Annotated in this window: 19 protein-coding genes; 16 read left to right on the top strand and 3 right to left on the bottom strand. The window is 60.7% G+C overall.

Translation table 11 applies throughout. The annotated features are described in order from the left end of the window. Positions 1 to 17 precede the first annotated feature (17 nt). Positions 18 to 695: a response regulator gene (locus tag GIV26_RS22765; RefSeq protein ID WP_003193559.1), complete on the top strand. Its 678-nt coding sequence runs from the start codon at positions 18 to 20 to the stop codon at positions 693 to 695. After that, positions 692 to 2,038 (top strand): ATP-binding protein, encoded by a 1,347-nt coding sequence (locus GIV26_RS22760; protein WP_019817208.1) that lies wholly within the window; start codon positions 692 to 694, stop codon positions 2,036 to 2,038. The genes GIV26_RS22765 and GIV26_RS22760 overlap by 4 nt, the downstream gene beginning before the upstream one ends. Positions 2,039 to 2,148: 110 nt before the next feature. On the opposite strand, the gene GIV26_RS22755 is transcribed toward GIV26_RS22760, so the two are convergent. Then, positions 2,149 to 3,147 carry an AraC family transcriptional regulator gene (locus GIV26_RS22755; RefSeq protein WP_236282308.1) on the bottom strand — a complete coding sequence of 333 codons (999 nt, stop codon included), beginning with the start codon at positions 3,145 to 3,147 and terminating at the stop codon, positions 2,149 to 2,151. A gap of 338 nt (positions 3,148 to 3,485) precedes the next feature. On the opposite strand from GIV26_RS22755, the gene GIV26_RS22750 reads away from it, so the two are divergent. The 3 genes from GIV26_RS22750 to GIV26_RS22740 all read left to right on the top strand — a co-directional run bounded on the left by GIV26_RS22750 (position 3,486) and on the right by GIV26_RS22740 (position 6,518). After that, positions 3,486 to 4,817: a dicarboxylate/amino acid:cation symporter gene (locus GIV26_RS22750; RefSeq protein ID WP_003189258.1), complete on the top strand. Its 1,332-nt coding sequence runs from the start codon at positions 3,486 to 3,488 to the stop codon at positions 4,815 to 4,817. A 133-nt stretch (positions 4,818 to 4,950) separates the two neighbouring features. Beyond that, positions 4,951 to 5,937 (top strand): XdhC family protein, encoded by a 987-nt coding sequence (locus tag GIV26_RS22745; protein WP_236282306.1) that lies wholly within the window; start codon positions 4,951 to 4,953, stop codon positions 5,935 to 5,937. Continuing rightward, a complete protein-coding gene (locus tag GIV26_RS22740; RefSeq protein WP_236282304.1) occupies positions 5,934 to 6,518 on the top strand; it encodes a nucleotidyltransferase family protein in 585 nt (194 codons plus the stop codon). The genes GIV26_RS22745 and GIV26_RS22740 overlap by 4 nt, the downstream gene beginning before the upstream one ends. 557 nt (positions 6,519 to 7,075) lie before the next feature. Here the strand turns inward: GIV26_RS22740 and rne are convergent. Next, positions 7,076 to 10,240, bottom strand: coding sequence for a ribonuclease E (gene rne / locus GIV26_RS22735; protein WP_442962915.1), 3,165 nt, complete (start codon positions 10,238 to 10,240; stop codon positions 7,076 to 7,078). Between the two features lie 757 nt (positions 10,241 to 10,997). On the opposite strand from rne, the gene rluC reads away from it, so the two are divergent. Genes rluC through GIV26_RS22720 form a run of 3 tightly spaced genes read left to right on the top strand, consistent with a single transcriptional unit; the run spans position 10,998 to position 13,611 of the window. Further along, entirely contained in the window at positions 10,998 to 11,957 is a 960-nt protein-coding gene (gene rluC / locus GIV26_RS22730; RefSeq protein WP_003189264.1) for a 23S rRNA pseudouridine(955/2504/2580) synthase RluC, read from the top strand. Next, the gene (locus GIV26_RS22725; RefSeq protein WP_044272659.1) at positions 11,944 to 12,606 is read left to right on the top strand and encodes an HAD-IA family hydrolase; all 663 of its coding nucleotides are present in this window, start codon (positions 11,944 to 11,946) and stop codon (positions 12,604 to 12,606) included. The genes rluC and GIV26_RS22725 overlap by 14 nt, the downstream gene beginning before the upstream one ends. 21 nt (positions 12,607 to 12,627) lie before the next feature. After that, positions 12,628 to 13,611 (top strand): S49 family peptidase, encoded by a 984-nt coding sequence (locus GIV26_RS22720; protein ID WP_236282301.1) that lies wholly within the window; start codon positions 12,628 to 12,630, stop codon positions 13,609 to 13,611. Between the two features lie 131 nt (positions 13,612 to 13,742). Here the strand turns inward: GIV26_RS22720 and GIV26_RS22715 are convergent, their stop codons facing one another. Further along, positions 13,743 to 14,321: a Maf family protein gene (locus tag GIV26_RS22715; protein ID WP_236282299.1), complete on the bottom strand. Its 579-nt coding sequence runs from the start codon at positions 14,319 to 14,321 to the stop codon at positions 13,743 to 13,745. A 105-nt stretch (positions 14,322 to 14,426) separates the two neighbouring features. Between GIV26_RS22715 and GIV26_RS22710 the strand changes: the two genes are divergently transcribed. The 8 genes from GIV26_RS22710 (at position 14,427) to pabC (ending at position 20,599) form a co-directional block, all read left to right on the top strand. Beyond that, positions 14,427 to 14,957 (top strand): YceD family protein, encoded by a 531-nt coding sequence (locus GIV26_RS22710; protein WP_003175611.1) that lies wholly within the window; start codon positions 14,427 to 14,429, stop codon positions 14,955 to 14,957. 13 nt (positions 14,958 to 14,970) lie between these two features. Beyond that, positions 14,971 to 15,153: a 50S ribosomal protein L32 gene (gene rpmF / locus GIV26_RS22705; protein ID WP_003179396.1), complete on the top strand. Its 183-nt coding sequence runs from the start codon at positions 14,971 to 14,973 to the stop codon at positions 15,151 to 15,153. A 4-nt stretch (positions 15,154 to 15,157) separates the two neighbouring features. Beyond that, positions 15,158 to 16,168, top strand: a complete 1,011-nt coding sequence (gene plsX / locus GIV26_RS22700; protein WP_236282297.1) for a phosphate acyltransferase PlsX — start codon at positions 15,158 to 15,160, stop codon at positions 16,166 to 16,168. A gap of 126 nt (positions 16,169 to 16,294) precedes the next feature. Continuing rightward, positions 16,295 to 17,233 (top strand): ACP S-malonyltransferase, encoded by a 939-nt coding sequence (gene fabD, locus GIV26_RS22695; RefSeq protein ID WP_236282295.1) that lies wholly within the window; start codon positions 16,295 to 16,297, stop codon positions 17,231 to 17,233. A gap of 24 nt (positions 17,234 to 17,257) precedes the next feature. Then, entirely contained in the window at positions 17,258 to 18,001 is a 744-nt protein-coding gene (gene fabG / locus GIV26_RS22690) for a 3-oxoacyl-ACP reductase FabG (RefSeq protein WP_003189275.1), read from the top strand. 191 nt (positions 18,002 to 18,192) lie between these two features. Continuing rightward, the gene (gene acpP, locus GIV26_RS22685) at positions 18,193 to 18,429 is read left to right on the top strand and encodes an acyl carrier protein (protein ID WP_003175607.1); all 237 of its coding nucleotides are present in this window, start codon (positions 18,193 to 18,195) and stop codon (positions 18,427 to 18,429) included. A gap of 110 nt (positions 18,430 to 18,539) precedes the next feature. Continuing rightward, on the top strand, positions 18,540 to 19,784 hold the full coding sequence (gene fabF / locus GIV26_RS22680; protein ID WP_034128438.1) for a beta-ketoacyl-ACP synthase II: 1,245 nt from the start codon (positions 18,540 to 18,542) through the stop codon (positions 19,782 to 19,784). Continuing rightward, a complete protein-coding gene (gene pabC, locus GIV26_RS22675; protein ID WP_106118586.1) occupies positions 19,784 to 20,599 on the top strand; it encodes an aminodeoxychorismate lyase in 816 nt (271 codons plus the stop codon). Before fabF ends, pabC begins: the two co-directional genes overlap by 1 nt.

Here is a 20,599-nt window from a genome sequence, read left to right as displayed (position 1 = left end):
TTGCAGTGGAGAACCTTATGAAATTGCTGGTGGTGGAAGATGAGGCGCTGCTGCGTCATCACCTGTTTACCCGCCTGACCGACAGCGGGCATGTGGTCGAAGCCGTGGCCAATGCCGAAGAAGCCCTGTACCAGACCGGCCAATTCAACCATGACCTGGCGATCATCGACCTTGGCCTGCCCGGTATGGGCGGCCTGGACCTGATTCGCCAGTTGCGCACCCAGACCAAGACCTTCCCGATCCTGATCCTCACCGCCCGCGGCAACTGGCAGGACAAGGTTGAAGGCTTGGCGGCCGGGGCCGACGACTACGTGGTCAAGCCGTTCCAGTTCGAAGAGCTGGAGGCACGCATGAACGCCTTGCTGCGCCGCTCCAGCGGTTTTACCCAGTCGACTATCGTTGCCGGGCCGCTGCTGCTGGACCTCAACCGCAAGCAAGCCTCCCTGGACGAGCAACCCTTGGCGCTGACCGCCTACGAGTATCGGATCCTCGAATACTTGATGCGTCATCATCAACAAGTGGTCGCCAAAGACCGTTTGATGGAGCAACTGTACCCGGATGACGACGAGCGCGATCCAAACGTGATCGAAGTGCTGGTCGGCCGCCTGCGCCGCAAGCTGGAAGGCCCGGCCGGGTTCAAGCCGATCGACACCGTGCGTGGCCTGGGCTACCTGTTCAATGAGCGCTGCCGTTGATTCGTTCGCTACGTGTGCGCCTGATGCTGGCGGCCGCCACCCTGGCCGTGCTGTTTATGCTCGGCCTGTTGCCGGCCATGCAAGGCGCGTTCAGCCTGGCGTTGCAGGATTCCATCGAACAGCGCCTGGCGTCGGATGTGACCACCCTGATATCTGCGGCGCGGGTCGACAATAACCGCCTGCTGATGCCGGCGCAGCTGCCCGATGAGCGTTTCAACCTCACCGACAGTCGGCTGCTGGGTTATATCTACGACCGTGAAGGCCATCTGGTATGGCGCTCGCGGGCGACCCAGGAAGAAAACATCAACTACAAACCGCGCTATGACGGGCGCGGCAACGAATTTGCGCGGATTCGCGAGGCCAATGGCCAGGAATTCTTCGTGTATGACGTCGAGGTGCGCCTACTGGGAGGCAAGAGCGCGGCGTTCAGCATTGTCGCCTTGCAGCCGGTGCGCGAATACCAACTGACCCTCGAAGGCCTGCGTGAGAATCTCTACCTAGGGTTCGGCGCGGCCTTGCTGGTGCTGTTGACGCTGTTGTGGCTGGGCCTGACCTGGGGCCTGCAAGCCCTGCGGCGCCTGAGCCATGAGCTCGACCAGATCGAAGGCGGCACCCGCGAAAGCCTCAGCGAAGAACACCCCCGTGAGCTGCTGCGCCTGACCGGCTCCCTGAACCGCTTGCTGCACAGCGAGCGCGAACAGCGTGCGCGCTACCGCGATTCTCTTGATGACTTGGCTCACAGCCTGAAAACGCCACTGGCGGTGTTGCAGGGCGTGAGCGAAGACATGGCCCAGCGGCCTGAAGAACGTAGCCAGGCGTGGGTGCTGCAATCGCAAATCGAACGCATGAGCCAGCAGATCGGTTACCAACTGCAGCGTGCCAGCCTGCGTAAAAGTGGCCTGGTGCGCCACCAGGTCCGCCTGGAACCGGTGGTGCAAAGCCTGTGCGATACATTGGAAAAAGTTTACCGCGACAAGCGGGTCACCGTGACCTTCGATTTACCGCAGGCCTGCGAAGTGCCCATCGAGAAGGGCGCGTTGCTCGAAATGCTCGGCAACCTGCTGGAAAACGCCTACCGCCTGTGCCTCAAGCAAGTGCGTATCAGCCTGGTGGAAAACCTCGATGGCATTGAGCTGTGTATCGAAGACGACGGCCCCGGCGTACCACCGGACCAGCGTGCACGGATCCTGCAGCGCGGCGAACGGCTAGATCGCCAGCACCCGGGGCAGGGGATCGGGCTGGCGGTGGTCAAGGACATCATCGAAAGCTATCACGCGCGGTTGACGTTGGGGGATTCAGCGTTGGGTGGGGCGGCGTTCAGGATTCACTTTCCTGCCTTGTGATCTGCACTGGCCTCATCGCAGGCAAGCCAGCTCCCAAATGTTGATGTGTGAATACATTCAACTGTGGGAGCTGGCTTGCCTGCGATGAGGCCCTCCCAGCCAATACACCGCTAACTCTCCTGCGCTCTGTAGGCCCCCGGCGTCAGCCCCGTCCACTTCTTGAACGCCCGATGAAACGCCGACGGTTCGGAAAACCCCAACTGCTCGGCGATCTCCTGCAAAGACAAATCCGCCCGCCCCAGGTGGTAAATGGCGATATCCCGGCGTAACTCATCTTTCAATGCCTGAAAGCTCGTGCCTTCTTCGCGCAGGTGCCGACGCAGGGTCTGTGGGCTGATGTGCAAGTGCTGGGCGACGGCTTCCAGGTCTGGCCAGGGCGTGCGGTCGCGGCTCAGCAGGCGGCGCAACTGGCTGCTCAGGCTGTCACCTTCATCCGGCCGGGACAACAAGTCGGCAGGGGAGCGCTGCAAGAAGTGCTTGAGGGTGCGTTCATCCTGCAACAGCGGCAGGCTCAGGTAGCGGCTGGGAAACACCAGGCTGCTGGTCGGCGCGCCGAACACCTGGGGGCAGGGGAACAGCAGGTCATATTCACCGGCATGGGCCGGCATCGGGTAACTGAAGGTGGCCTGCTGCAGCCGGATACGCTGGCCGATCAACCAACTGCCCAGGCGATGCCAGATCACCAGCAGGCATTCACTGAGGAAGTGGTTCGGGTCCCATAGCTGTGAGTCGTCCAGGCTCAGGCGCGCCATGTCGCCTTCTTTGGTCAGTTGCCAGCGTGGGCCTTGGGGGAACAGGCTATAAAACAATAAGCCGCGCTCCAGCGCCTTCTCCAGCGTGCGGCAATGGATCAGCGCGTGGCACATCATGGCGAAAGTGCCGCGTTTGCTCGGCGCTTCGGCAAACCCCAGGTATTCGTCATCCAACCCCAGCCAGAGCATTTGCAGCAAGCGGGTAAATTGCTCTGGAGCGATGCGGGCGCGGGGTTCGGTCAGTAGTTCCGGGGTGATGCCCACCTGCTGCAACACCCCCGAGTAGTCGAAACCGGCTCGGCGCGCACCGCCGAGGGCCGCTCGGGCGTAATGGCTGGCGATGGTACGTTCACGCATGCAAGGGCCTCATCCATGGAGTGGCGGATGGTAGCCATCACCCAGTGGGGCGACAAGGCGGATATCCGCCAAATTGTAGGACGAGACAGGATGAGTGGGCGGAAATCCGCCACTGTGTTGCACTCTCCGGAGTCGCCCGTGAACCCCAAGCCCTGATGTCTAAAGGCCTTCAGCGCGTTTAAGCAAAGTGGCACGCTGTTTGCGATAAGGATTACAGCGCAGGCTTGCTCCTACAGGCTTCGCAAACAACAAATCCCTCCAGTGCAGGAGGGTTCGCAATTCAAGTGCCGTGGGCAATGGCGGATATTTGCCACACGGGACGATTGAGGAACTTTGCAATGACGACTCGTCAGCCAATCTACAAATCCCTGTATTTCCAGGTGATCGTTGCAATCGTTATCGGTATTTTGCTCGGCCACTTCTACCCGCAGACCGGCGTGGCCCTCAAGCCACTGGGTGACGGCTTTATCAAGCTGATCAAAATGGTCATCGCCCCGATCATCTTCTGTACCGTGGTCAGCGGCATCGCTGGCATGCAAAGCATGAAGTCGGTGGGCAAGACCGGCGGCTACGCGCTGCTGTACTTCGAAATCGTTTCCACCATCGCCCTGCTGATTGGCCTGGTCGTGGTCAACGTGGTGCAGCCGGGCGCCGGCATGCACATCGACGTCGCGACCCTGGATGCTTCCAAAGTGGCGGCCTACGTCACCGCCGGTAAAGACCAGAGCATTGTCGGCTTTATCCTCAACGTCATCCCGAACACCATCGTCGGCGCCTTCGCCAACGGCGACATCCTGCAAGTGCTGATGTTCTCGGTGATCTTCGGTTTCGCCCTGCACCGCCTGGGTGCCTACGGCAAGCCGGTGCTGGACTTCATCGATCGCTTCGCCCATGTGATGTTCAACATCATCAACATGATCATGAAGCTCGCGCCAATCGGTGCCCTGGGTGCCATGGCGTTCACCATCGGCGCCTACGGTGTCGGTTCCCTGGTGCAGTTGGGCCAGTTGATGATCTGCTTCTACATCACCTGCATTCTGTTCGTGGTGCTGGTGCTGGGCGCTATCTGCCGCGCTCACGGTTTCAGCGTGTTGAAGCTGATCCGCTACATCCGTGAAGAACTGCTGATCGTACTGGGCACCTCGTCGTCGGAATCCGCACTGCCGCGTATGCTGATCAAGATGGAACGCCTGGGCGCGAAGAAGTCCGTGGTCGGCCTGGTGATTCCAACCGGTTACTCCTTCAACCTCGACGGTACGTCGATCTACCTGACCATGGCGGCCGTGTTCATCGCCCAGGCGACCGACACCCACATGGACATCACTCACCAGATCACCCTGCTGCTGGTGCTGCTGCTGTCGTCCAAAGGCGCTGCTGGCGTGACCGGTTCGGGCTTCATCGTACTGGCCGCCACCCTGTCGGCCGTTGGCCACCTGCCGGTTGCCGGCCTGGCGCTGATCCTGGGTATCGACCGTTTCATGTCCGAAGCCCGTGCGCTGACCAACCTGGTGGGTAACGCAGTTGCCACCATCGTTGTGGCCAAGTGGGTCAAGGAACTGGACACCGACAAGCTGCAAAGCGAGCTGGCGTCTGGCGGTACCGGTATCTCCGAAACCCGCGAGCTCGATGACCTGGGCGTGGCTGAAGGCCCGGCGCCTGTCGTCAAGTAAGTGGCTGCTGGCGTGAACTGACGCCAGCGCTATCCGTAAACGCCCCGACTGGTTCGGGGCGTTTGCGTTTCTGGCGGGATACAACCGATATTTTTGGTTTACAGTGAGCGCGACAGTACTTACCGGAGGCCTGATGGACAGTGTGGATCTGAACGTCCTGCGCAGCGTGCTGCAATGGCGCCGCGCCGGGCAGCGCGTGATGTTGTACAGCGTGGTGCAAACCTGGGGCAGCGCGCCGCGCCCGCCGGGAGCGATGCTGGCCCTGCGCGGTGATGGTGTGGTGATTGGTTCGGTGTCGGGCGGTTGCATCGAGGATGACTTGATCGCGCGCCTGCAGGACGGCCGCTTACCCGCTGACGGCCCGCCCGTGCAGTTGGTGACCTACGGCGTCACTTGCGACGAGGCGGCGCGTTTTGGCCTGCCCTGCGGCGGCACCCTGCGGCTCACCGAGGAGCGCGTGGAAGAGTGGGGTTGGGTCGAAGCGCTGCTGGCGCGTTGTGAAGATCATCAGATCGTCGCTCGCGAGCTGAACCTGGCCACCGGCGAGGTGACGTTGAGCGCCGCCAGCAAGACCGACGTGGTGAGCTTCGACGGCGAACGCTTGCGCGCCATCTATGGCCCGCGCTGGCGCCTGCTGTTGATCGGCGCCGGGCAGCTGTCGCGCTACGTAGCGGAAATGGCACGCCTGCTGGATTTCGAAGTGCTGATCTGCGACCCCCGCGAAGAGTTCGTCTACGGCTGGGAAGACCAGCATGGCCGCTTTGTGCCGGGCATGCCCGACGAGGCGGTGTTGAATATTCATACCGATGAACGCACGGCTATTGTCTGCCTGACCCACGATCCACGTCTGGATGACATGGCGTTGCTGACGGCGCTGAACTCCGCGGCCTTCTATATCGGCGCCCTCGGTTCGCGGGTCAATACCCATAAGCGTCGGGAGAACCTGGCCGCGCTGGGCCTGTCGGCGGAGGCCATTGCGCGTTTGCACGGGCCGATCGGCCTGCACATCGGCAGCCATACGCCGGCGGAAATTGCGCTGTCGCTGATGGCGGAAATTGTTGCGATCAAAAACGGGGTGGCACCGATGCAGAAAAAGCCGATGGCAGTGGTGGCCGAGTGACGGTGACGGCGATTGTGCTGGCGGCGGGGCAGGGCAGTCGTTTTCGTGCCGAAGCTGGAGCTGATCAAGACAAATTGCTCGCCGCGTGTGTGGGGCTGGATGGCGTTAGCCGGCCGGTCATCGAGCAGGTGTTGCGCAACTTGCCTGAGCGTGTGGTAACGCGCTGGCTGGTGACGTCGCCGGAGCGCGGGGAGGTTATCCGCCTGGCAGAGGCTTATGGCTGTCAGGTTGTACTGCTGGATTCGAGCGGTATGGGCGACAGCATTGCGGCGGCGGTCAAGGCCAGCGGTGCAGCGGATGGGTGGCTGGTGGTGTTGGGGGATATGCCGTTTATTCGGTCATCGAGTATCGAACGGGTGATTGCCTGCGTGGAGGGCGTCACTGTACCGGTATCTGCCGGGCAGTACGGGCACCCGGTGGCTTTCCATCACAGATTTGGGCCGGCGCTGATGGCGCTGAGTGGGGATCGTGGAGCCAGGCCGTTGTTTGCACAAACTCAGGTGCGAGAGGTGCAGGTAGATGATCCTGGTGTGCTTTGGGATGTGGATGTGCCGCAACGGTTGAGTTTTACTGCAGGTTAAGTGTGGCAGCTGGCTTGCCTGCGATAGCCATAGGTATCTACTTAGAGCCGACGTTGGACCTGTGGCGAGGGAGCTTGCTCCCGTAACGGCCTGATAGCCGGCGCTTATCTACCTGACGCACCACCGTCCAATGTGGTAGCTGGCTTGCCTGCGGTAGCGGCCTGACAGTCAACACAGTTGGATTGTGTACATATCCATTCCTGCGGTAACGACCACTTAAGGTTCCGCCCTGACGGCGGCTAAACCGGCATCCCTGCCGGTTTAGCCCCCAAATCCCTGTCGAATTCCGGCCAGCGTGATTTGACGGGGCGCCTAAGATCAAAAGCAGATCAAGAGCGACTCGCTTCGCATCGTGGTTACCGTCTGCCGTTACAGCCCACAAAGTTGTGTAGATACCTCTGCTGCGATAGCGGTGTGTCAGTCACCGCCACGCTGGCTGAATCGACGCTATCGCAGGCAAGCCAGCTCCCACAGTGATCGCATTCCAGGTCGAGATAATCAGCCATAAAAAAGCCCCGCCTGATCACTCAGGCGGGGCTTTTTATTGGCTTATGGAATCAGACGAGGGGTTTAGGCTCATGCTCTGCTTCCTGGGCCTCGTGCTCTACCGCCTTGGCTGCGGCTGCAGCAGCTTCGGCTTCCTTGCGGCGACGACGCACTTCACGCGGGTCGTTCGGCGCACGGCCGTTTTCGGTGAGGGCGCTTGCAGGTGCAGCTTCAACCACAGGGGCGGCCACTTCGGCAACCACTGGGGCTTCAACTTCAACCACGGGCGCAGGCTCAGCAACCGGCGTCGGCTCAACCACTGGGGCTGGCTCGGCGACGACTTCAGCAACCGGTGCCGGTGCTTCTTCTACCACTGGGGCAGGCGCTGGCGCTTCAACCGGTGCAGCCGGTTCGGCGGTCCACTGGAAGGCGGTCTGTTCTTCGCGAACTTCACGCACAGCCGGGGCAGCTTCTTCGACCACCGGAGCTTCTACAGCCGCTTCGACTACTGGCTGAGGCTCAACCGATGGAGCTGGTTCAACGGCAACCACGTCGGTTTCTGGCTGTGCATCGCGAACCGGGGCAACTTCCACTTCCGGAACCGCTGGGGCTTCGACAGGGGTCGTGGCTTCAACGACTGGCGCTTCAACAACCGGCGCTTCAACCGCTGGGGTTTCGGCGGCTGGCGCTTCTACGGCAACAGTGTCTTCGACGGCAGCGGTAGCGCGTTCGGCTTGCTCGTGAGCCTGGGCTTCAGCAGGTGCGCTGATGACTGAGCTGGCAACGGCAGCGGTAACGGCCAAGCCGGCAGCCAGTTCGGCGCCTGTTGGCTCGTTGTTGGCAGCTTCTGCGTTCTCGCCGGTTTCTTCCGAACCTTCGATTACGTTGCCGTTTGCATCACGCTGACGCTCACGACGGTTGCTGCGACGACGCTGGCCACGGGAGCGGCGGCGTGGACGATCGCCTTCGGCGTTGTCCTGGCCGTCTTCCTGCAACTGCTCTTCGCCGGTCAGTACTTCTTCTTCGGAAGCAGCAGCAGCTTGCTCGGCGCGTGGTTGACGCTCTTCACGTGGCGGGCGCGGTTGGCGCTCTTCGCGTGGTGCGCGTTCTTCACGCGGCTGGCGGGCCGGGCGCTCTTCGGTGCTAACGGCTGCGGCAGCGGCAGCGGCAACGGCAGGTGCCGCGTCCAGAGGCTCGCGCAGTTCACGCACGCGTTCTTCACGCTCGCCACGCGGCTTGCGATCTTCACGTGGAGCGCGTGGGGTGCGTGGGGCGCGCTCTTCACGCGGTGCACGTTCTTCACGGGCTACGGTCGGGGTGTCTTCACGGGCTTCGCGAGGCGCACGCTCTTCACGTGGTGCGCGTTCTTCACGCGGGGCACGTTCTTCGCGAGGCTTGCGCTCTTCGTCACGGCGGCCATTGCGGTTACGGCTCTGCTGGCGACCGTTGCGACGTTCTTCATTGCGCGCCGGGCGCTCGGTGGCAGGTTTTTCAACCACAACCGGGGCAGCAGGCTCTTCCTTGGTGGCGAACAGGCTGACCAGCGACTTCACCAGGCCCTTGAACAGGCTTGGCTCAGGCAGGGCGGCCGGCGCGGCAACCGGTGCGGCAGCTTCGGTCGGTACCGGTGCGTTGGCGCGGGCCGGTGCAGTCTTCACCGCGGCTTCCTGGCGAACCAGGGTGCGGGTCGCAGCGGCTGGCTGGACTTCTTCGACTTCGGCGGCAGCCGCGGCGATTTCATAGCTGGACTGCCCGCTATGGGCTTCCGGGCTGTCGTCACGCAGGCGCTGTACTTCGAAGTGCGGCGTCTCGAGGTGATCGTTCGGCAGGATGACGATACGGGCACGGGTGCGCAGTTCGATCTTGGTGATCGAGTTGCGTTTTTCATTGAGCAGGAAGGCGGCAACCGGAATCGGCACTTGTGCGCGAACTTCGGCGGTGCGGTCTTTCAGGGCTTCTTCTTCGATCAGGCGCAGGATCGCCAGGGACAGCGATTCAACGTCACGGATGATGCCGGTGCCGTTGCAACGCGGGCAGACGATGCCGCTGCTCTCGCCCAGGGAGGGGCGCAGGCGCTGACGGGACATTTCCAGCAGGCCGAAGCGCGAGATGCGGCCGACTTGCACGCGAGCGCGGTCAGCTTCCAGGCATTCGCGGACTTTCTCCTCCACGGCGCGCTGGTTCTTGGCAGGGGTCATGTCGATGAAGTCGATCACGATCAGGCCGCCGATGTCACGCAGGCGCAGCTGGCGGGCGATTTCTTCAGCCGCTTCCAGGTTGGTCTGCAGGGCGGTTTCTTCGATGTCGCTGCCTTTGGTCGCACGTGCCGAGTTGATGTCGATGGACACCAGGGCTTCGGTCGGGTCGATCACGATGGAACCGCCGGAAGGCAGTTCGACCACGCGCTGGAAAGCGGTCTCGATCTGGCTTTCGATCTGGAAACGGTTGAACAGCGGAACGCTGTCTTCGTACAGCTTGATCTTGCTGGCGTACTGCGGCATTACCTGGCGGATGAAGGTCAGGGCTTCGTCCTGAGCTTCAACGCTGTCGATCAGCACTTCGCCGATGTCCTGGCGCAGGTAATCGCGGATGGCGCGGATGATTACGTTGCTTTCCTGGTAGATCAGGAACGGCGCGGAACGATCCAGGGACGCTTCTTTGATAGCGGTCCACAGTTGCAGCAGGTAGTCGAGGTCCCACTGCATTTCTTCGCTGCTGCGGCCCAGGCCGGCAGTGCGCACGATCAGGCCCATGTCGGCCGGTGCGATCAGGCCGTTCAGCGCTTCACGCAGTTCGTTGCGCTCTTCGCCTTCGATGCGACGGGAAATACCGCCTGCACGTGGGTTGTTCGGCATCAGCACCAGGTAACGACCGGCGAGGCTGATGAAGGTGGTCAGGGCTGCGCCCTTGTTGCCACGTTCTTCTTTTTCGACCTGGACGATGACTTCCTGGCCTTCGCTCAGGACGTCCTTGATGTTCACGCGGCCTTCAGGGGCTTTCTTGAAGTATTCGCGGGAGATTTCTTTGAGGGGCAGGAAGCCGTGGCGCTCGGAGCCGAAATCGACAAAGGCAGCCTCAAGGCTTGGTTCGATGCGAGTGATACGGCCTTTATAGATGTTGGCCTTTTTCTGCTCGCGTGCACCGGATTCGATGTCCAGGTCGTAGAGGCGTTGGCCATCTACCAGTGCAACACGCAACTCTTCGGGTTGAGTTGCGTTAATCAGCATTCTTTTCATGTTGTACCGTCGGTTTCCGGGCTGCCGGAAACGGCGTTCGGCACACACGACTTCTCACGGTCGGTGTCAGGTGCGTCAAGAGTGGTTGGCCACTCCAGTGTCCAGCAAAATCGGCCAATTGGGCCGGTATCGCGACGGACGCGTCCTGCTCGTTAGCGGTGGTGACAAAGGCACCACTTCAACAAAAGCTAAGGTCAGGAGGAGGAATCAACCGGCGACTGTGGACGAGATGAAGCGTCTAAAACAAGCCTAGTGCTACACAGTCCGACGGTTGTGCATCTCCACCCTACACGTATCCCTGATAATTCGGGTGCTGCCGCGCGCAGAATCCGCAGCGGGTTGGCATTTACCGTGTTCTCCAATGGGGAGTCCACGCTCATGGCTAAACAAGACTAGGTGTGGGCGGTTGCGCTCTCACTCAGCTCTTAACAGGCGTTGTTTCCGAAGCATTCGCCATGGTCTGGCTCAAAACTGACTGCACTTTGTGAACTGGCCGTAAATATCGGCGCAAAAGGCGAGTATTCACTCTGCTTTCTGCACTCGCTTCAGGCCTCATGTCACCTGCGCTTGTTACAATCTTGAGCCTTCCTGGGTGGCGAAAGCCCCGTAGGACGGCCTCGCGTCCTGATGAATTGCGATGGTCAGGGCCGGCAGTTTGCCGCATGTCCTCTGTCCAGGCCGCTTTTGGCGGCGTTCGCGACTATAGCAGTAATGATTAAGTGCTTCAATTCCATAAAAAATTGTTATCATCGCCGCCATGACGACTACCGCCCCCCCGACCCCCAGCGTCCAGCTGCTTGAGGTCTCGCCGGAATATGCCGGCCAACGCATCGACAATTTTCTCCTGGCCAGGCTCAAAGGCGTGCCCAAGACCTTGATTTACCGCATCTTGCGCAAAGGCGAAGTGCGCGTGAACAAGGGGCGCATCAAGCCTGAGTACAAGCTGCAGGCGGGCGATATCGTCCGTGTGCCGCCCGTGCGCGTGCCTGAGCGCGACGAGCCGGTGCCGCTGGCCCAAGGCCTGTTGCAGCGCCTGGAAGCGTCGATTGTGTTCGAAGACAACAAGCTGATCGTGATCAACAAGCCCTGTGGCATTGCGGTTCACGGCGGCAGTGGCTTGAACTTCGGCGTGATCGAAGCCTTTCGTCAGTTGCGCCCCGATTGCAAGGAGCTGGAGTTGGTTCATCGCCTGGACCGCGACACGTCTGGCCTGCTGATGATCGCCAAGAAGCGCAGCATGTTGCGCCATCTGCACACCGCCCTGCGTGGCGATGGTGTGGACAAACGCTACATGGCGCTGGTGCGCGGCAACTGGGCCAGCTCGATCAAGAGCGTGCGTGCGCCGTTGCAAAAGAGCAACCTGCGCTCCGGCGAGCGCATGGTCGAAGTGGACGAGGAGGGCAAAGAGGCCCTGACCCTGTTCAAGGTGCTGCGTCGCTTCGGGGACTTTGCCACCATGGTCGAGGCCAAGCCGGTGACCGGGCGCACCCACCAGATTCGGGTGCACACCCTGCATGCAGGTCACTGCATCGCCGGTGACACCAAGTACGGCGACGAGGATTTCTCCAAGGAAATTCGCGACCTGGGCGGCAAGCGGCTGTTCCTGCACGCCTACATGCTCACCGTGCCGCTGCCCGATGGCGGCGAGCTGAAACTGCAGGCGCCGGTCGATGAAATGTGGGCCAAGACCGTGGAGCGTTTGAGTGTCGCACCTTGACTACAAGCTGCTGATCTTCGATTGGGACGGGACGCTGGCCAATTCCATTGGCCGCATCGTCGAGTCCATGCACATGGCCTCGACCCGCTCGGGCTTTGACTTGTGCACGGACCTGGCAGTCAAGGGCATTATCGGCCTGGGCTTGCCTGAAGCCATTCGCACCCTGTACCCCGACATCAGCGACGCCGAGCTGGTAGCGTTTCGCGAGCACTACGCCGACCACTACATCGCGCTGGAAGCTACGCCTTCGCCGCTGTTTGAAGGTGTGGTGCAATCGCTGGAAACGTTTCGTGCCGAGGGTTATCACCTGGCGGTCGCCACCGGCAAGGCTCGTCGCGGCCTGGACCGTGTGCTCAAGGCTCACGGCTGGGAAGATTACTTTGATATCACCCGCGCTGCGGATGAAACCGCCAGCAAGCCCCACCCGTTGATGCTGGAGCAGATCCTTGCGCACTGTGGCGTAACGCCACGCGAGGCATTGATGGTGGGCGATGCGTCTTTCGACCTGATGATGGCGCGCAATGCGGGCATGGACAGCGTCGCGGTCAGCTACGGCGCCCAGTCGGCCGAGGCATTGCAGCAATACGAACCGAGACTGACGATTGATCATTTTTCCGAACTGCAGGCCTGGCTCAGCCGGGCCCGATAAGTCTTTGCTGGGGTTGATGGCATGAGTGACGAGTGGAAAGCGCCTGAAAAGGCACAGAGCAGTGATGATAAAAGCTGGAAGCTTTTGGAGAAGACCCTCCTGGCCAGCGTCCAGGAACAGCGGCGTTCGCGGCGCTGGGGGATTTTTTTCAAGCTGCTGACCTTTGTGTACCTGCTTGGGATGCTGGCGCTGTTCAGTCCGCTGATGGACATGGAAAAGAGCGCCACCCGTGGCAGTCACTACACCGCCTTGATTGAAGTGCGCGGCGTGATTGCCGACAAGGAGCCCGCCAGTGCCGACAATATTGTCACCAGCCTGCGCGCGGCTTTTGAGGATGCCAAGGTCAAGGGCGTTATCCTGCGCATCAACAGCCCAGGTGGCAGCCCAGTGCAGTCGGGTTATGTGTATGACGAGATTCGTCGTCTGCGCGCCTTGCATCCGGATACCAAGCTCTATGCCGTGATCTCCGACCTGGGTGCCTCGGGTGCCTATTACATTGCCAGCGCCGCAGACCAGATCTATGCCGACAAGGCCAGCCTGGTGGGCTCTATTGGTGTCACGGCGGCCGGTTACGGTTTTGTGGGTGCCATGGAGAAGCTGGGGGTGGAGCGTCGCACCTACACCTCGGGCGAGCATAAGTCGTTCCTCGATCCTTTCCAACCGCAGAAGGCGGATGAAACCGCGTTCTGGCAAGGCGTGCTCGACACTACCCATCGTCAGTTCATTGCCAGCGTCAAGCAGGGCCGTGGTAACCGGTTGAAGGATAAGGAGCATCCGGAGCTGTTCTCCGGCCTGGTCTGGTCGGGCGAGCAGGCATTGCCGCTGGGCCTGATTGACGGCTTGGGCAGTGCTAGCTCGGTGGCGCGGGATGTGATTGGCGAGAAGGAGTTGGTGGATTTTACGGTCGAGGAATCGCCGTTTGATCGCTTCTCCAAAAAGCTCGGTGCTAGCGTGGCGGAGAAGCTAGCCCTGTACATGGGCTTCCAGGGGCCGTCCCTGCGCTGAAATTCCAAGCTAGGTGTAGATCAGCTGTGGGAGCGGGCTTGCCCGCGATAGCGATGGATCAGTCGATATAAGTGTCGCCTGGTACATCGCTATCGCAGGCAAGCCAGCTCCCACATTGCTTTACGAAGGTTTCAAGGAATCTGTACGCCTTCGGTCAGCAGCATGTCCACCAGTCGAATCAGTGGCAGCCCAACCAGGCTGGTCGCATCCGGTCCCTCGGTGCTCCGGAACAAGCTCACACCGAGCCCTTCTGCTTTGAAGCTGCCCGCACAGTCATAAGGCTGCTCGATCCGCAGATAGCGCTCGATACGTTCTGCATCCAGTTCGCGCATGTGTACGGTAAACGTCACGCAGTCGACCTGGCAGCGCCCGGTCTCGCTGTTGAGCAGTGCCAGCCCGGTAAGAAAGCTCACACGCTTGCCGCTGGCAGCCAGTAATTGCTCGCGGGCATTTTCGAAGGTGTGCGGCTTGCCGATGATCCGGCCTTCCAGTGCGGCGACCTGATCCGAGCCAATGATTAAATGCCCAGGATGGCTGGCGGCGAGGGCGCGTGCCTTTTGTTCGGCCAGGCGCTTGACCAGTTCGATGGCGGATTCATCCGGGCGGTGGCTTTCGTCGATATCCGGCGAGCTGCAGGTGAACGGCAGGTGCAGGCGACTCAGTAATTCCCGGCGATAAACCGAGCTGGACGCGAGTAATAAAGGCAGCATATACGTCTCCTCAAGGCAGTCGCCGATTCTAGCGACGTGACCGGCTGACGCACAGGGCTGAATTTCCTTTGACATGGCCGGGTGCATCCCTATAATGCTGCGCCTATGTTGAATGACCCGATTCCACCTCACGTTGACCCGCGCAAATTGGCTGATCGTGGCACCACCCTTCAAGGTGAAGTGCTGCTGGCCGATTTGGAGAGACTCTGCGACCCGCTTTCCGACACTGTCGGTACGGTGCAGGCCAAATTCGTTTTTGAACGAGATGAACGTAAATCTGTGGTAATCCACAGCGTTATCGACACCGAAGTCAAAATGGTTTGCCAGCGTTGTCTTGAGCTGGTCACCCTGCCGATCCACAGCGAATGCAGTTATGCTGTGGTGAAAGAGGGTGCGAATACCCAGTCGTTGCCGAAAGGTTATGACGTGCTGGAACTGGGCGAAGATCCATTGGATCTGCATGCACTGATCGAGGAGGAGCTTTTGCTCGCCTTGCCCATTGTGCCTGCTCATCATCCGGAAGAATGCCAGCAGCCGGAGGGTCTCGATGACGAGGCCGAGCCGAGCGAGGACGAGGTAACGCGGTCCAACCCGTTCAGTGTATTGGCGCAGTTAAAGCGTGACCCAAACGTTTAGGAGTTAATCAATTATGGCTGTTCAGCAGAACAAAAAATCCCGCTCCGCCCGTGACATGCGCCGTTCGCACGACGCTCTCGAGGCTAGCACCCTGTCCGTGGAAAAGACCACTGGTGAAGTTCACCTGCGTCACCACGTATCGCCAGAAGGCGTATACCGTGGCCGTAAAGTGATCGACAAGGGCGCTGACGAGTAATCACTTGTCTGCTCAAGTCATCGCGATTGACGCAATGGGCGGGGACTTCGGTCCCCGCAGCATTGTTCAGGCCTGCATTGCCAGCCTGTCTGCCACGCCCTCGCTGCATCTGACCCTCGTCGGTCAACCCTCCCTACTTGAAGAACTGATTGCCAGCCATCCGGCTGTGGATCGCGCGCGCCTGACGATTACGCCAGCCAGCGAAACCATCAGCATGGATGAAAAGCCGGCGGTTGCCCTGCGTGGCAAACCCGATTCTTCAATGCGGGTGGCCCTTGAGCTATTGCGTGATGACAAGGTGCACGCCTGTGTCAGTGCCGGTAATACCGGCGCGTTGATGGCCTTGTCGCGGCACGTGCTCAAAACCCTGCCGGGTATTGATCGGCCGGCAATGGTGGCGGCGATCCCGACGCAGAAGGGCTATTGCCAACTGCTGGACCTGGGCGCCAATGTTGATTGCAGCGCCGAGCACCTGCTGCAGTTCGCCGTAATGGGCTCGGTGGCCGCCGAAGCGCTGGGCGTGGCCCGACCCAGGGTTGCCCTGCTGAATATCGGTACCGAGGACATCAAGGGCAACCAGCAAGTCAAGCTTGCCGCCACCTTGCTGCAAAGCGCGCGGGGCTTGAACTACATCGGCTTTGTTGAGGGTGATGGTTTGTACCGTGGTGAAGCTGATGTGGTGGTGTGCGACGGCTTTGTCGGTAATATCCTGCTCAAATCCAGCGAAGGCCTGGCAACCATGATTGCTACGCGTATTGAAGCTTTGTTCAAGCGCAACCTGGGGGCGCGTATGGTGGGAGCCTTGGCGTTGCCCCTGATGCGACGCTTGCAGGCTGACCTGGCGCCAGCACGGCACAACGGTGCAAGCTTTCTTGGCTTGCAGGGCATTGTGGTAAAAAGCCATGGTTCGGCCGGTGTGCTGGGCTTTCAAAGTGCAATTGCGCGGGCCTTGATCGAGATTCAGGAGAACCTGCCGCAACGCTTGCACGGCCGTCTCGAGGATCTGTTGCCTTAGGCGAATTGGCCCGGGAGTGCTTAAATGTGACCGGCCAGTTCAATTGACCATCCAATCAGTCAGTTTCGTTCGCGCCCACCGTAGGCGCGAGCATTTTTGACGACCAGATCATTAGGGGCTTGTTACATGTCTACATCCCTCGCATTCGTCTTTCCAGGGCAGGGTTCGCAGTCCCTCGGCATGTTGGCCGAGCTGGGCGCGCAATACCCGCTGATCCTGGACACCTTCAAGGAAGCTTCCGACGCCCTGGGGTATGACCTGTGGGCACTGACCCAGCAAGGTCCGGAAGCATTGCTCAACCAAACAGATAGAACCCAGCCGGCCATCCTGACCGCTTCGATCGCCCTGTGGCGCTTGTGGCTGGCTGAAGGCGGCGCACGCCCTGCCTTCGTCGCGGGTCACAGCCTGGGCGAATACAGCGCCCTGGTGGCCGCGGGCAGCCTGACCTTGGCTGAAGCGGTCAAGCTGGTCGAGCGTCGTGGTCAACTGATGCAAGAAGCCGTGCCGGCCGGGCAGGGTGGCATGGCCGCTATCCTGGGCCTGGACGACGCGGTGGTGATCGCGGCCTGCGCCGAAGCGGCGCAAGGCGAAGTGGTCAGCGCGGTGAACTTCAACTCCCCAGGCCAGGTGGTGATCGCCGGTGCCAAGGCGGCCGTCGAGCGTGCCATCGAGGGTTGCAAGGCCCGTGGCGCCAAGCGAGCGCTGCCATTGCCGGTGAGCGTACCGTCCCACTGCGAACTGATGCGCCCGGCGGCAGAGCGCTTTGCCGAGTCTATCGCTGCCATCAACTGGCAGGCGCCGCAGATCCCGCTGGTGCAGAACGTCAGCGCGGCCGTGGCCGCCGACCTCGACACCCTCAAGCGCGACCTGCTGGAGCAGCTGTACAAGCCAGTTCGCTGGGTTGAATCGGTCCAGACCCTGGCCGCCAACGGTGCCACCGAACTGGTCGAGTGCGGCCCGGGCAAAGTCCTGGCCGGCTTGAACAAGCGCTGCGCCGACGGTGTGTCGACCGCCAACCTCAATACCCCAGAAGCCTTCGCTGCCGCTCGCGCGGCACTGGCCTGAATCCCGTACTTAGGAGAAGCCTGCATGAGTCTGCAAGGTAAAGTTGCACTGGTTACCGGCGCAAGCCGTGGCATTGGCCAGGCGATCGCCCTGGAGCTGGGCCGTCAGGGCGCCGTTGTGATCGGCACCGCCACCTCCGCCTCGGGCGCCGAGCGTATCGCCGCGACCCTGAAGGAAAACGGCGTGCAAGGTACCGGTCTTGAACTGAATGTGACCAGCGATGAGTCCGTGGCTGCCGTACTGGCCCAGATCACTGCTCAGTTCGGTGCACCGGCTATCCTGGTGAACAACGCCGGGATCACCCGTGACAACCTGATGATGCGCATGAAAGACGACGAGTGGTACGACGTGGTCGATACCAACCTGAACAGTCTGTTTCGCCTGTCCAAGGGCGTTTTGCGCGGCATGACCAAGGCGCGTTGGGGCCGAATTATCAATATTGGCTCCGTAGTGGGTGCCATGGGCAACGCAGGCCAAGTAAACTACGCCTCTGCCAAGGCCGGCCTGGAAGGTTTCAGCCGCGCACTGGCGCGTGAAGTCGGCTCGCGGTCGATTACGGTCAACTCGGTGGCCCCTGGGTTCATCGACACCGATATGACCCGCGAACTGCCGGAAGCACAGCGCGAAGCCTTGCTGACGCAGATTCCGCTGGGCCGTCTGGGCCAGGCCCAAGAGATCGCGAATGTGGTCACTTTCCTGGCATCTGACGGTGCGGCATACGTGACTGGGGCTACAATCCCGGTTAACGGCGGGATGTACATGAGTTAAATTGTGACGGATCGCTTCAAAAAAATGTCATACGAGCTGTCTAAAATCCGTTATAAAGCTGCAACTTAATTTATAGGCAGGTGGCCGACCGGGTACAGGGTGAAGCTTTCAGTTGAAAAGCTGAAATGGCTTTCTATACACTTACCCACTGGCCAGCTGCCTGAATTTGTCCATTAGGAGTTAAACAAGGTATGAGCACCATCGAAGAGCGCGTCAAGAAAATCGTCGCCGAGCAACTGGGCGTTAAGGAAGAAGAAGTGGTCAACACTGCTTCCTTCGTAGAAGACCTGGGTGCCGATTCCCTTGACACCGTTGAGCTGGTGATGGCTCTGGAAGAGGAATTCGAGACCGAAATCCCGGACGAAGAAGCTGAAAAAATCACTACTGTTCAAGCTGCTATCGACTACGTTACTAGCCACCAGGCGTAATAGTTTGTAGTCGTCGCTTGCTGTCAGGGAAAAACCGCACTGCTGTAAAGGCGTGCGGTTTTTTCTTTAGCGGCGATGAAAAGTGTCGTCATTAGAAAAAGGAGAGTGCTGTGTCGCGTAGACGCGTCGTAGTCACCGGTATGGGTATGTTGTCGCCACTGGGTACGGATGTGCCGAGCAGTTGGCAGGGCATTCTGGCTGGCCGCAGTGGTATTGGTCTGATCGAACACACGGACCTTTCTGCCTATTCCACCCGTTTTGGCGGCTCGGTAAAGGGCTTCAATGTCGAGGAATATCTCTCGATCAAAGAATCCCGCAAGCTCGACCTGTTCATTCAGTACGGCCTGGCTGCCGGGTTTCAGGCTGTGCGTAACGCCGGCCTGGAAGTCACCGACGCCAACCGTGACCGCATCGGCGTGGCCATGGGTTCAGGCATTGGCGGTCTGACCAATATCGAAGAAACCAGCCGCACCTTGCATGAGACTGGCCCACGTCGAATTTCACCGTTCTTCGTACCGGGCTCGATCATCAATATGATTTCCGGCTTCCTGTCCATTCATCTGGGTGCACAGGGACCGAACTACGCAATCGCCACGGCTTGTACCACAGGTACGCACTGCATTGGCATGGCGGCACGCAACATTGCCTACGACGAAGCCGACGTGATGATCGCCGGCGGCGCCGAAATGGCCGCGTGCGGCCTGGGCATGGGCGGCTTCGGCGCGTCCCGTGCGCTGTCGACCCGCAACGACGAGCCGACCCGTGCCAGTCGTCCGTGGGACAAGGGCCGTGACGGCTTTGTGCTCTCCGACGGTGCCGGTGCGCTGGTGCTCGAAGAGCTGGAGCACGCCAAGGCGCGTGGTGCCACTATCTACGCCGAATTGATCGGGTTTGGCATGAGCGGCGACGCTTACCACATGACTTCACCGCCGTCCGACGGAGCGGGTGCTGCGCGTTGCATCACCAATGCCCTGCGCGATGCGAAGGTCAACCCCAACCAGGTGCAGTACATCAACGCCCATGGCACTTCGACCCCGACCGGCGACCTGGCGGAAGCAGAGGCCATCAAGTCGGTGTTCGGCGAGCACGCCTATAAGCTGGCGGTCAGCTCCACCAAGTCCATGACCGGCCACCTGTTGGGTGCGGCGGGCGCGGTCGAGGCGATCTTCAGTGTGATGGCAATCAGGGATCAGGTCGCTCCGCCGACTATCAACCTTGATGAGCCGGACGAAGGCTGCGACCTGAACTTCGTGCCCCACGAAGCGCAGCCCATGCCGATCGACGTGGCGATTTCCAACTCGTTCGGTTTCGGTGGCACCAACGGTTCCCTGGTGTTCCGCCGGTTCGCCGAGTGATGCACAGCTGGGTCGACGGTCAGCCAGCGGACAGCGTGCCCCTGAAAGATCGCGGCCTGGCCTATGGCGATGGGGTGTTCGAGACCATCGCCGTCAAGGCCGGGCAGCCGTTGCTGCTCGACCGTCACCTGCAACGCCTGGAAGAGGGTTGCAGGCGTTTGGCATTGGTGGTGGATCACGGGTTGATTCGCCACGAAGTGCTGAGCTTCGCCGCCGCCCTTGGCGACGGTATTCTCAAATTGATCCTCACCCGTGGCGACAGCTTGCGCGGTTACGGCATCAACCCTGGCGCCCCGGTGCGCCGCATCTTGCAGGGCAGCGCGCCCGCTGTTTACCCGCCCACCCATGAAGTCGAAGGCGTGCGCCTGTTCGCGTGTGCCACGCGCTTGGCGCAGCAGCCGTTGCTGGCCGGTATCAAGCACCTCAATCGCCTGGAGCAGGTGATCGCGCGTGCCGAATGGCAAGATACCGAACATGCCGAAGGCCTGATGCTGGATATGTCTGGCCGGGTGATCGAAGGCATATTCAGCAATCTTTTCCTGGTGAGCAACGGCTTGTTACTAACCGCTGATCTGAGCCGTTGTGGCGTTGCGGGCGTGATGCGCGCCGAAGTGCTGGCCCAGGCACAAGCGCTGGGCGTCCCGGTGGCCGTGGCCGACATCAGTTTGGAGCAGTTGCAACAGGCCGATGAAGTCTTCGTCTGCAACAGCGTTTATGGCATTTGGCCGGTGCGAGGCTGCGCTGCGATGAGCTGGCCGGTTGGGCCGCTCACCCGTAAACTGCAGGGCATTGTTCGCGCGCTATTGGATATTTGA

This window comes from Pseudomonas sp. PA-1-3F, from assembly GCF_021609665.1.
Classification (GTDB): Bacteria; Pseudomonadota; Gammaproteobacteria; order Pseudomonadales; family Pseudomonadaceae; genus Aquipseudomonas; species Aquipseudomonas paracarnis.
The sequence above is the reverse complement of the archived record's forward strand: the minus strand, read 5'-3'. Positions and strand labels throughout refer to the sequence as shown.